At 41.2% G+C, this 12,648-nt stretch carries 12 protein-coding genes; 5 read left to right on the top strand and 7 right to left on the bottom strand.

Going from position 1 to position 12,648, the window contains the following annotated elements; genetic code table 11:
* The 7 genes from SB660_RS02890 to SB660_RS02860 form a co-directional block, all read right to left on the bottom strand.
* Positions 1 to 1,482 carry a sugar ABC transporter ATP-binding protein gene (locus SB660_RS02890; protein ID WP_061409804.1) on the bottom strand — a complete coding sequence of 494 codons (1,482 nt, stop codon included), beginning with the start codon at positions 1,480 to 1,482 and terminating at the stop codon, positions 1 to 3.
* A gap of 15 nt (positions 1,483 to 1,497) precedes the next feature.
* A complete protein-coding gene (gene rbsD / locus SB660_RS02885) occupies positions 1,498 to 1,890 on the bottom strand; it encodes a D-ribose pyranase (RefSeq protein WP_339164177.1) in 393 nt (130 codons plus the stop codon).
* Complete coding sequence (gene rbsK / locus SB660_RS02880) at positions 1,887 to 2,765, bottom strand: ribokinase (protein ID WP_339164174.1); 879 nt, start codon at positions 2,763 to 2,765, stop codon at positions 1,887 to 1,889. The genes rbsD and rbsK overlap by 4 nt, the downstream gene beginning before the upstream one ends.
* Complete coding sequence (locus SB660_RS02875; protein WP_061409800.1) at positions 2,762 to 3,748, bottom strand: LacI family DNA-binding transcriptional regulator; 987 nt, start codon at positions 3,746 to 3,748, stop codon at positions 2,762 to 2,764. Before SB660_RS02875 ends, rbsK begins: the two co-directional genes overlap by 4 nt.
* A 117-nt stretch (positions 3,749 to 3,865) precedes the next feature.
* Complete coding sequence (locus tag SB660_RS02870) at positions 3,866 to 5,008, bottom strand: Ger(x)C family spore germination protein (protein WP_144461677.1); 1,143 nt, start codon at positions 5,006 to 5,008, stop codon at positions 3,866 to 3,868.
* Positions 4,998 to 6,095, bottom strand: a complete 1,098-nt coding sequence (locus SB660_RS02865) for a GerAB/ArcD/ProY family transporter (protein WP_410581265.1) — start codon at positions 6,093 to 6,095, stop codon at positions 4,998 to 5,000. The genes SB660_RS02870 and SB660_RS02865 overlap by 11 nt, the downstream gene beginning before the upstream one ends.
* Positions 6,085 to 7,566 (bottom strand): spore germination protein, encoded by a 1,482-nt coding sequence (locus tag SB660_RS02860; RefSeq protein WP_144461680.1) that lies wholly within the window; start codon positions 7,564 to 7,566, stop codon positions 6,085 to 6,087. Before SB660_RS02860 ends, SB660_RS02865 begins: the two co-directional genes overlap by 11 nt.
* Before the next feature lie 746 nt (positions 7,567 to 8,312).
* On the opposite strand from SB660_RS02860, the gene pgsB reads away from it, so the two are divergent.
* From pgsB to SB660_RS02835, 5 genes are all read left to right on the top strand, one after another.
* Positions 8,313 to 9,494 (top strand): poly-gamma-glutamate synthase PgsB, encoded by a 1,182-nt coding sequence (gene pgsB, locus SB660_RS02855; protein WP_012011489.1) that lies wholly within the window; start codon positions 8,313 to 8,315, stop codon positions 9,492 to 9,494.
* Positions 9,495 to 9,509: 15 nt separating this feature from the next.
* Positions 9,510 to 9,959, top strand: a complete 450-nt coding sequence (gene pgsC, locus SB660_RS02850; RefSeq protein WP_012011488.1) for a poly-gamma-glutamate biosynthesis protein PgsC — start codon at positions 9,510 to 9,512, stop codon at positions 9,957 to 9,959.
* 18 nt (positions 9,960 to 9,977) lie between these two features.
* A complete protein-coding gene (locus SB660_RS02845) occupies positions 9,978 to 11,144 on the top strand; it encodes a CapA family protein (protein WP_061409794.1) in 1,167 nt (388 codons plus the stop codon).
* Positions 11,141 to 11,311, top strand: a complete 171-nt coding sequence (edmS, locus tag SB660_RS02840) for an extrachromosomal elements maintenance protein EdmS (protein ID WP_339164170.1) — start codon at positions 11,141 to 11,143, stop codon at positions 11,309 to 11,311. The genes SB660_RS02845 and edmS overlap by 4 nt, the downstream gene beginning before the upstream one ends.
* Before the next feature lie 106 nt (positions 11,312 to 11,417).
* Complete coding sequence (locus SB660_RS02835; protein WP_339164167.1) at positions 11,418 to 12,641, top strand: C40 family peptidase; 1,224 nt, start codon at positions 11,418 to 11,420, stop codon at positions 12,639 to 12,641.
* The last annotated feature ends 7 nt before the right edge of the window (positions 12,642 to 12,648 follow it).

Here is a 12,648-nt window from a genome sequence, read left to right as displayed (position 1 = left end):
TTACTTCCCTCCTGTAGCTAGTGTCATAATTCGTTCTTGTGTTGCGTCTGCTTTATTTAACTCTCCGCTGATGGTTCCTTCATGAATGACAAGCACTCGATCGCTCATCCCTAGAATTTCTGGGAGCTCAGAGGAGACCATTAAAATGGCAACACCTCGATCAGTCAGTTCATTCATTAACTGGTAGATTTCTCGTTTCGCTCCGACATCGACACCTCTTGTCGGTTCATCTAAAATCAAGACTTTCGGCTGGATACCGATCCATTTGGCGATGACGACTTTTTGCTGATTTCCACCAGAGAGACTTCGAGCAGAGATTTCAGAGGAAGCCGTTTTAATCGTCAATCTTTTGATGAGCAGGTCAACAAAATCCTGTTCGTTTTTCTTATCGATCAGTCCCTTTGGAGAGAAGCTTTCTAAGTTTGGCAGACCAATGTTTTCTCGAATGGATGCATCCAGCATGAGTCCTTCATCTTTGCGATCCTCTGTAATAAAACCGATGCCAAGCTTAACGGCATCACTTGGTTTTTTAATGACAGCTTTTTTTCCATGAACCCAGATTTCCCCTTGATCAAGAGGATCAAGACCAAACAGCGACCGCATCATTTCAGTCCTGCCAGCGCCCATTAAGCCTGCAACACCGACGATTTCTCCAGCTTTAACGGAGAAGCTGATATCTTGAAATTGTCCTTTTCTTGTCGCTTGCTTCACCTCAAGGATCGTATCTCCTAGAGAAGGCGTTCTCTCAGGGTATCGATCTGTTAATTCGCGGCCGACCATTTTTTTGACGACCTCATGGAAATTCGTTTCAGGTATGGCTTTCGTATCGACCGTTTTCCCATCGCGCATGATTGTAATCCGATCACAGATCGCAAAGATTTCCTCCATACGGTGAGAAATATACACGATAGATACGCCTTCTTTTTTGAGAGATTCAATGACCTGAAAGAGCTTTTCAATCTCACGGTCTGTAAGAGCTGCCGTTGGTTCATCCATGATGATGACCTTCGCATCCGTCATTAATGCCTTTGCAATCTCAATCATTTGCTTTTGTCCAACAGAACAGCTGCCTGCCTCTTGATCAAGCGAGAGGTTCACAGACAATCGGTCCAGCTGGCTTTGGGCAAGAACCTTCATTTTCTTTGTGTCTAGCAATCCAAACTTCGTATAGATTTCTTTCCCGATGAATAGGTTTTCCAAGACGGTCATATCCGGCCATATGTTGAGCTCTTGATGAATAAAGGCGATACCGTGTTGTTCCGCTTCCTTCGGATTTTTGAAAGCGGTTTCTTTCCCGTCGATAAGAATCGTTCCCTGGTCTAATGAATAAAGACCTGTGAGCAGGTTCATTAAAGTTGATTTTCCTGCGCCATTTTCACCCATGAGCGCGTGAACCTCACCTGTGACGAGGTCAAAGGAGACCCCGGAAAGAACGGTGTTTTTTCCAAAGGCCTTATGGATGTTATGCATCTCAATGTTCATATCTGGCTCCTCCTTTTAAAAGATGACACCGGCATGAAGAATGCAGTTTGCGTATGGGATGGCTTCACCCGTGCGAATGACTGCTTTTGCCTGTTTGGTCATGTCTTTGAACGTCTCGTGGTCTACATCATGTAATGATTTTGGGAACGCTTTCTTTAGAAATAGATGATCTCGCTCATTGGCTTCTTTGATTTCACTAGCCACAGTAATATGTTCAACCGCCATTTCTTGAAGAAGGAGGGAGGTGACCTCCTGAAAGGACGGTGTGCCGATCGATAATGCCAGGTCGATTTTGACTGGACCTTCTGGAATAGGCAGGCCGCAGTCTGCGATGACGATTGTATCTGTATGACCAAGGTCAGCAAGTACCTTGGCGATATGACTGTTTAAGATGCCGTTTTTTTTCATTTCTTTCTCTCCAGTTCTTCTCTTGTTGGCATGCCGCCTTGTGCGCCAAACTTTGTAACAGAGATAGATGCGGCTAAGTTGGCAAAGGCAAGTGCGTCGTATAGGGATTTTCCTTCTGTTAGTGCTACAGCTAGAGCACCGTTAAAAGTATCACCAGCGCCTGTAGTGTCGACGGCTTTCACAGGGTAGCCCGGCACCAACACTTCTTTTATTCCGTCAAAGTAACGAACACCATTTTTTCCTTCTGTAATGAGTAACTTGTTTGGATATTGGCGCAAAGCTTCTGCTATGGTGAGTCCATCAAACATAAGAGCTGCTTCGTGTTCGTTTGGAGTAATATAGGCAGCTTGATCTAATATTTGCTGAGAAACTTGACGAGCTGGTGCGGGATTTAAGATGACTGGAATCCCTTTCTCGCTGCAAATGGTGCAGACGGCTTCGACTGTTTCTTCAGGAATTTCTTGCTGAATGAGGACCATTCCAATATCTTCAATAGAAGAAAGAGCATCTGTTACATAGTGAGGTGTCACCTCATTGTTTGCCCCTTTGACCACAACAATGCTGTTATCACCTTCTGCTAAAATGATATGAGCCGTTCCGCTTTCCATTTCGGTAACCGGTTTCATATATGAGGTGCAGACCCCTTGACCTTGCAGATTGCTGAGAATATCTTGACCATAAGCGTCATCACCGACCCGGCCGACCATGTATACATCAGCACCGAGTCTGGCACTGGCGACTGCTTGATTGGCGCCTTTTCCGCCTGGTACGGTTTTAAATGATTCGCCTAATACTGTTTCACCGGCATTTGGTCGTTTGTTCGAAGTGACGACTAAATCCATAGAACAGCTTCCTACTACAACAATATGACTCATTGTGAATCCACCTTTCTTGTGGTCTCTCGTTCAATAAAAGAGACGGGCATTTGGATAACTGGTTGATCTATAGGCTGTTTCTGAATCGCTTTGATTAACAGCTGTGCCGCTTCTTTTCCCATCTCATAGGCTGGCTGCCTAATTGTCGATAGGGAAGGGAAGAGCAGCTCGCTTTGCGGAATATCGTCAAACCCAATGATTTGAACATCCTCTGGAACGGCTTTTCCAATCCGAAGTGCTTCGTGTATGACCGCTGTTGCGACAATGTCATTACTCGCAATGATGCCATCTGTTTCAGGGTACAGCTGGAATAGAGCCTTGGCACTTTTACGGGCTTCTTGAAAAGAAAACGAAGCGTTAGACATCACATGGAAGTCGACGCCTTTTTCGGTTAGTACATCGAGTGCACCCTTGAATCGCTGCCGCGCTGTTTGAAGGTGGGCAGGTCCTTTCAGCAGTGTGATCTGCCGGCTGCCGCGCCTGATTAATTCCATTGCGGCCATTTTCCCGCCAGCTGCAGCATCTGCAGATACAGAAGGTGCATGTGGAACGGTTCGATCTAAGAACACAACCGGCAATTCATCATCATTGTATATATCTGATTCGGGTTCGTTTGTGACAGCGATGACACCGACCACTTGATTTTGTTTAAAGGTTTGTAAATAAGCCAATTCCTTTTCTCGATCTTCATCACTGTTTCCGAATAACAACCGAAAACCTTGCGCATGAATCTCATCCTCTACGCCTCTAGCAAGCTGAGGAAAGAAGGGATTTGTGATATCAGGCAAGATCAAACCGATTAAGCGGGATTCTCTTTTGAAAAGGGATCTAGCCACTTCATTGGGAAAGTAGTTCAGCTCCTGCATCGCTTGTGTCACGCGGGTTTTCGTATCTGAATGGACATATCCAGTATCGTTCAGTACGCGCGAAACAGTGGCAACAGATACTTGTGCAGCTTTTGCAACATCTTTAATTGTAGCCAATGGAGTGCCTCCCTTCGTGAATGTGTAACCGTTTACACAAATAGATTATCACGAAAGCTTTTAAATGACAATCTTAAAAAAATAAAAAAAGAAAAGAAAGATGCCCTCTTCCTTTTCTTAACTAATAATCCCTGTTTGGGTAATATTCACTTTGACTTTTGGGATGATTTTTACATTTGGATAATCAGTGACCCAATTCATTTTCATATACTCATCATAATGTCTGACTCTATATTTTCTGCCTAGACTTAAGACGTCAGAATTTGCTTCTTGTAACGTAGCAACAATTTTTTCTGCTTCTTTTGTCAAGATGGTTGAAAGTCTTTTGTTCAGCATTTTAATTTTTTTGTCTGTATCAAGATTATCTTTTGGGTATTCAAGGACAGAAGTACTAAATTCAAATTTGAGTGAGTATGTTAAGTTTCGATGATCAGGATTCAGAATCTCGATGTCTCTCTTCACATCAGTGACTTGGATGGTGATGTAATTGTTTTCTTTTGACTTCATGTCACTTCTCACTTTTTTTGTGAAGTTGGCATACTTGCCCATTTTTCCGTCCATGACGGTGAGCAAGATCGCATCTTGACCGTACAACTCGCCTTTCTTTTTCTCATTATCAAATAGGGCAACACCTTTTACACTGATTAATTTCTTCGATTGATCAAAATGGATTAATGGCAATGTGAAGTCCTCTCCAGTTTGGAGCATTTTAGATCGAATACTTTGAATGTTTTTAGGTGCTACTTGGGATGAGCGTGATGCGGTTGTGATCAAGTTATTTAAATAGTCACTCACAATGAGCTTTTCCTTCAGCAGCGAGTTAATCACTTCTTCACAGGTCCCCCCTTGAACAACGGCAAGATTTGCGAGGAGGGGGCTTTTCGGATCACGATAAAACATATCTAAGTAGGGCAGAAGACGATTTTGGGCAAATTCATCACCGATCAGCATCACCCGCATTTTCGACATGTCTATTTTTTGATCCACAATCCGGCTGAAGTTGGTTCTTGCTTTTCTTAAAGTAGGTGCTTCCGTTGTGAGAAGAGTGGTTAAAAAGCTGCCTGTATTTCCTTGCTCCATACTTTGAGACTGCTGCACCTTTCGATAAGTAATTGAGTACTTGGCATTGTCATCCTCTCCTTGATCAACAGCAGAGGTTAAAACAAGAGAGATATTCTTTAATAAGTTTTGATCCCAGCAGCCAGGCATGAATATGAGAGACACACACATGAGCAAAGTCAGTATGTACTTATGACGCATGTGATTTCACCTTCCCTTTACGATGTTTGAAAAAGATGATAATGGCCATAAAGATCGGGAGTGTGTAAATAAATGAATATTGCGCAATGGTGGTAAAGTCATTAAAACGTTGAATTCTAAAATTATCGGTTGCAAGATAGCAACTAGCCGCATAGATCAAAATGGCAAAATAAAAGACGTATTTTTTGTGGTCTTTTTTCTTGAGAATACTTGCTACGCCATTTGCACAAAAGTAAAGATAATTACTGAGTGTGGCAAGAATGATAAATACCCAGAAACTCAGAAAAATCAGATCTGTCCGCTCAATCACACCGAACGAAATGGTTTTTAACAGATAAAGAACAGGATTTGGAATGATTTTAAGCTCAATCGGGCTGAAAAACATAAAACAAATCACTGTAATAAATAGGTAGTAAAGAGTCGTGCATATATTGGCAATGGTCATGACCTTGTATCGCGCTTTAATGGTGCCTTTCATCAGTGGAGAGATGATCAGAATCATCTCAAATCCATTCATAGATAATACAACATCCTTCAATCCAAGCTGAAATTGAGAGAAGTCCGTTTGGAAAAAGGGCATAAGGTAGTCGATATTGGTTCCTTTTAATGAATACAGCATGATGAGAGACAACAAGAGTAAAAAAGGAGTCAGAATAAAGTTGAATCTGACAATCGCTGTAATTTGTTCCTTGGCGATGTAAAGAATGGATATCATGAGTAGTAGGTTGATGACCCAATTGGGTGTAAGTGGTAAAACCCATATACCCAGAATTCTCGTGAAAATAGATAGAACGACAATACAGACTGAGGCGAAATAAATTGTATAAAGAGCCACTAAGATTCGCCCAATCCATTTTCCAAAAACCTCAATTAACGCCTCGAAAAATGATGTCTCAGGATATTTGTGAATGATATATATAAAAATGGTATTGATGATTTGGATAAAAAAACAGGCCAAAATGATAGCCATCCAGCCATCATGCCCCATATCTTTCATGAGCAAATGAGGCAGGGCTAAAATACCGACACCAATTTGAGATTGAATGATAAAAAAGACAGCTTGAGGTGGAGATATTTTATTTTTCATCTTGATTTTTCCATCCTCTCAAATTTTCAATTTGCTCTTTCTTTTTTGGATTTAAGTAAACAGGGCGCTTTTTATACATCCACATCGGTAACCGAATCACAGTGTCTTTTAAGTCCTGCCAGTTAAATGGAGCTACTGGAGATAAGTAAGGGACACCTAGTGATTCAAGGCGGCATAAATTCATCAGGACGATCGACAGACCGAATGAAATGCCAATAAACCCAAACATCGATGCCATGAACATGAGGGGAAAACGCAGCATCCTGATGGTAGACGTCATTTCAAACGAAGGAAGAACAAAGGAAGCAACAGCGGTCACGGCGACCACAACGATAAGAACATTCGAAATGAGCCCAGCTTTTACTACCGCATCTCCAATGACCAAACCGCCTACGATCCCAATGGTCTGTCCAATTGGTTTTGGCAGACGCACCCCAGCTTCGCGTATAAGCTCAATCGTAATCTCCATCAGCATAGCTTCTATTAAAGGCGGAAAAGGAATGCCGATAATGGAATTTTTCATCGTAATCGCTAATTCATCCGGGACTACCTCATAATGAAAGCCGATGACCGCAATATAAAAAGAAGGCAAAATCACAGCGATGATACAGGCAATATAACGAAGAATACGAATAAACGTAGCTGGAATCCAGCGACTATTGTAGTCATCTGGTGATTGAAAGAAGCTAAAGAACGTAATAGGCAGAATGATAGCCATTGGACTGCCATCCATCAGCACAACAATTCTCCCCTCAAGAATGGCGGATCTCACTTTGTCAGGTCGTTCTGTATCAATGAGCTGCGGGAAGATGGAATATGAATCATCCTCAATCGCTTCTACAATAGAACCGGGGCTGAGCAACGTGTCTACTTTAATGGAAGAAATTCGTCTGTTGACCTCATCTATCTTTTCTTGATTGGCAATATCAGAAATATAAACTGTCGCAACCTTTGTTTCAGATTTTGTGCCGATCTTATGATACTGGATCGCAAGTTTTCGATCATTTAAGTGTGACCGCAGTAAATATAAATTGGTATCTAAACTCTCAACAAACCCATCATGTGCGCCTGCAATAATACTTTCAGAAGAAGGTTCAGAAATGGAACGCAGCGGCGGCTGTCCAACGGCAAATATTTTGATCTGTGAGGATTTTTCATCAAGGAAAGCAATGCTTCCTGCAATAATGCTGTCGACAATCAGCGTCAAGTCTCCTGTTTCGAGTGTACTAAGTGATTTTGTATAGTTCTGCTCTCCAGGAGGACCGAGCAAGTTGCCGATAATGAAGTCGTTTAATTTGCTTTCTTCAACTCTTGTTTTAATATAAAACAGCACTGATTTCGTTTCATTCACCATTAATTCCCGGTATTCAAAATCGGCGCTTTGCTGAAATGCTTTCTTCAGGATTCGAATCTTTTCCTCAAAACCGCCTGATAAAAAGTGTAAGCGTGTTTGCTCATTCGTATTTGGCATCTTTAGCCTCCTCTCACAGTTTTTTAACCATAGTGTGAGCGGACAGGCTTATTTTATTCGTCACCTTAGTTGAAAGCATGACATAAGATGACAACTTTCAACTAAAATCATATTAAAAATGTTAAGAAATGATGAATCTTGATAAAAACAAATGAATAATGTTTCATTGTTTAGGTCATAAGGAGCGAATATCGTAATGAGAAGGCATTTCGAAATGATCAATAGTTTACATCTTATCCCAATTTTTTGTGACCTGAAAATAAGCATATGACTTGATTTTTTTAGAGATGACCATTGTCATAGGTCAACACGTAGCATTCTGAGCGATGAGGATGACTTTCTAACCTGTTCCTTCAAAAATCGAAAACATTCCAAAACACGCACTATTCATTTAAAGCGCTGATATGACTGATGTTATAGAGTTTGAAAGGCTTTAAAACATTGATTCAAAATACATCTTAATAATTGTCAAAAAATTTAGGGAGAAAAGGACAAAAGATTTTTCGATGCTTGATGGTAACGCTTACTCTTGATTGAAGGCGAAATTCAGGCTGATTTTTGTCCGTCTTTTGGCCTTTTCATTTAAAGAGGAGCTAGGTCAATACACCTTCTGATTAGAGGAATTTGGCATACGAGGAAGTGAAAGATTATGTTACATAATACCGATTGTGATTTTATGCTGAACCTATATACTGATGATTGAATTTACATATCACACTCATAAAAAAAGGAGATGTAGATAAGCGATGTGGTTAATCGTTATAGCCTGTGTCATCATGTTAGGGATTGGCTTTATTGAAAAGAAGCGTCACCAGAAAAATATCGATGCCCTACCGGTGCGCGTCAATATTAATGGTATTCGCGGAAAGTCTACCGTTACAAGATTGACAACCGGTATCTTAATGGAGGCAGGTTATAAAACTGTCGGCAAAACAACGGGAACAGATGCAAGAATGATTTATTGGGATACGCCAGAGGAGAAACCGATTAAAAGGAAACCGCAAGGACCGAATATCGGTGAGCAGAAGGAAGTTATGAGAGAAACCGTTGAAAGAGGAGCAAATGCCATCGTCAGTGAATGTATGGCGGTAAATCCAGATTACCAAATAATCTTTCAAGAAGAGCTGCTTCAAGCGAATATTGGCGTGATCGTAAACGTTCTTGAAGATCATATGGACGTCATGGGGCCGACACTTGATGAAATAGCAGAAGCCTTTACAGCGACAATTCCTTACAATGGACACTTGGTTATTACGGATAGTGAATATACGGATTTCTTTAAAGAGATTGCGAAAAAACGCAATACAGAAGTCATTGTTGCAGATAATTCCAAGATTTCTGATGAGTATTTACGGAAATTTGAGTACATGGTCTTCCCAGATAATGCCTCACTTGCACTTGGTGTTGCACAGGCATTGGGAATTGATGAAGATACGGCATTCCGAGGAATGTTAAATGCGCCGCCTGATCCAGGAGCGATGAGAATTCTTCCATTAATGGATGCGAAAACGCCTGGACACTTTGTAAATGGTTTTGCGGCAAATGACGCATCATCTACATTGAACATTTGGAAGCGTGTAAAAGAAATTGGATATCCAACAGATGAACCGATTATTATCATGAACTGCCGTGCGGATCGTGTAGATCGAACGATCCAGTTTGCGGAGGATGTACTTCCTTATATTGAAGCAAGTGATCTCGTCTTAATTGGTGAAACAACAGATCCAATTGTAAAAGCATATGAGGATGGAAAAATCCCGGCTGACCACTTACACAACCTTGAATATCAATCTACAGAAGAAATTATGAACATGCTTGAGAAAAAGCTTCATAATCGAGTGGTTTATGGAGTCGGCAATATTCATGGTGCCGCTGAACCGTTAATCGAAAAAATTCAAGAATACAAAATTAAGCAGCTTGTCAGCTAGGAGGAAATATAGAAAATGTTCGGATCAGATCTTTATATCTCGTTAATTTTAGGTGTTCTACTTAGTTTAATCTTTGCAGAAAAAACAGGAATCGTACCAGCTGGACTTGTTGTACCAGGTTATCTAGCGCTTGTATTTAACCAGCCAGTTTTCATTTTAGTTGTCTTATCTGTCAGTTTGCTTACGTATGTCATCGTTCGCTTTGGTCTTTCGAAATTTATGATTTTATACGGACGCAGAAAGTTTGCTGCGATGCTGATTACAGGGATTGCCTTAAAGCTGGTCTTTGATTTCTTCTATCCAGTGGTCCCATTTGAAATAGCAGAATTCCGCGGAATCGGTATTATCGTTCCTGGATTGATTGCAAATACGATTCAAAAGCAAGGTCTTACAATTACCCTTGGAAGCACATTACTTCTAAGTGGTGCAACATTTGCCATCATGTATGTTTACTATCTATTTTAAGATAAGGTGTGTCCAATGATGAATAAAAAATTGAGCTTTCAGGAAAAGCTGCTGAAAATCACAAAGAGCCAAAAGAAAAAAACGAATAAACACGTGCTGATTGCTTTACCGATCGTCATTGCTTGTACATTTCTATTTACGTTTATCGGGCAAGCAAAAGTGCCAACTGTACAAAAGAACCCAGAAAACATCCTGACCGCTTCGTTTGTCGGTGACATTATGTTTGGAAGAAACGTAGAGAAAGTAACAGACCGTTATGGAAAACAGCATCTCTTCCGCTATGCCAAACCATACTTTGATGTGTCAGATTATGTGACTGGTAACTTTGAGCATCCAGTCGCATCAGATCAAGAACAAGCGGCGCAAAAGAATATTCATTTAAAAACAGATGAGGATTCTGTCAAAGCGTTGAAAGATTTGAATTTCTCTGTATTAAACTTTGCGAATAACCATGCGGCTGACTATGGTGAAAAAGGGCTAAACAAAACGATTGATGCCTTTGATCAAGCTGGCATGGATTATACAGGCGCAGGCCGTAACCTTCAGGATGCGAAGCAGAACATTTCGTATAAAGAAGTAAATGGTGTCAAAATCGCTACACTTGGTTTTACTGATGTGTATGGGAAAGATTTTAAAGCAACGAATCGCCAGGCAGGTATCTTGCCAGCCGATCCATCTATCTTTATTCCGATGATTTCGCAGGCTGCTGAAAAGGCAGATATCGTCGTTGTTCATGCTCACTGGGGACAGGAGTACAACAATGAGGTAAACGATAGACAAAGAGAATTGGCAAGAGCGATGTCAAAGGCTGGTGCTGATGTCATTATCGGTGCTCATCCGCACGTTCTTGAGCCAATGGAAGTCTATAACGGCACGGCGATCTTCTATAGCTTAGGAAACTTTATTTTTGACCAAGGCTGGTCAAGAACACGTGATTCTGCACTTGTTCAGTATCATCTGAATGAAGATGGAAAAGCGACATTTGAAGTTGTCCCAATGTACATCAAAGAAGCAACACCTGCTCCGGTTAAAGCAGGATCATTTGAATCAAAATCCATTATCCGTATGCTGACAAATGGTACGAATGCGGATTGGAAAGAAAAAGACGGACACATTTTCTTTGAAGTAGATCACGCTGATAAAGTTAAACACTTAAAAGAAAACGGAGGGAAAGAGAAGAAATGAAAATTCTAAAAGCAAGCTGGCCGTTTGTTGCGTTAGTTTTAGTCTTTGTCTTTATGTCTGCTTTTAAATTTAGTGACAGCCTCACAGATCATGAAAAACAAAAGATCTCGGTTGAAATGCAGAAAATTGAACAACAAAAACAGTCAAAAACGGAAGCAAGTAAATAACTCTAACGAGCATAGAGAGCACGCATTGCGTGCTCTTTTTTGTCGAAAAAAGGTGTAAAATGTTAGGTGTCATGCCGAAACTATAGAAGAAAGGAGGGGAAAGATCATGAAATGGAAAGAAATATTGATTGGTGGATGCGCGCTCGCAGGGCTGATGTTCATGGCTCAATCAGAAGTATCTGCTCAAACAGTGTCTTCTTTGCAGCAAGCGGAAAAGTTGATTGGAACACCTTATCATAAAGGAGGAACCGATCCAAAAACGGGCTTTGACGCATCAGGGTTTACGCAATATGTGTACAAGACATCAGGCGCATTTGATTTGCCGCGGAAGGTGATTGACCAGTATCAGATTGGAAAAAAGGTATCATGGGATAAAGCCCAGCCTGGTGACCTTGTATATTTTCGCAGCCTTGAAGAAACAAAGGATATCCCGACACATGTAGCGTTGTACGCTGGTAACGATCAGGTCATCCACATCACGCTTAGTCAAGGTGTAGTGAAAACAGACGTCAGCAAAAGCAAGTACTGGACGAACCGATTTTATGCAGTCAAACGACTGCCCGGCACACCGGAAATCTCGGATGATCGTCTTGTGCAAGATGCGATGAAATATTTAGGTATTCCTTATGTATTTGGTGCAGCAGACCCTAAGATTGGCTTTGATTGTTCAGGCTTTTTACAATATATATTTGAAAAATCAATAGGGATTTATTTGCCTCGAAGTGCTGAACAGCAGTGGATGGTTGGAGAAAAAGTGGCATTAGATGATATACGTCCTGGGGATTTTGTCTTTTTTAGCAACACATATAAGCCAGGTATTTCTCATGTAGGGATGTATATTGGGGGCGACCGTTTTATTCATGCGAGCCGTTCGGAAAGTGTGACGATTTCTTATTTGTCTGAGTCGTATTGGCGCGAAAAATGGACAGGTGCGAAACGATTAACGGAGCTGAAATTAGCAAAAGAAGACCCGATTGTCTCAAAAGCTGCTACGTATATTGGTGAAGTTCCTTATGTTAAAGGTGGGACGAATCCAAAGCAAGGCTTTGACACAGCAGGGTTCACACAGTATGTGTATCGTGAAGTGCTTGGTATGGAGCTGCCTCGTTATGCGTCAGGTCAAGTCAAGGCAGGTACGCCTGTGAAACGGTCGGAGCTGAAGCCGGGAGATCTCGTTTTCTTTAGAGGGGCGTCATTGATGCCGGCGATTTATGCAGGGTCAAATCAAGTCATTCATGTGACCGTCTCAAATGGTGTCGTGCTTACGAATATGAAAACAAGTACGTATTGGAAGGATAAGTATGAGACGGCAGTTCGAATTAAAAAATAAAGAAAAA

The sequence above is a fragment of the Bacillus sp. SIMBA_005 genome, from assembly GCF_046535585.1.
Classification (GTDB): domain Bacteria; phylum Bacillota; class Bacilli; order Bacillales; family Bacillaceae; genus Bacillus; species Bacillus pumilus.
This window is presented reverse-complemented; position numbering and strand designations above follow the sequence as displayed.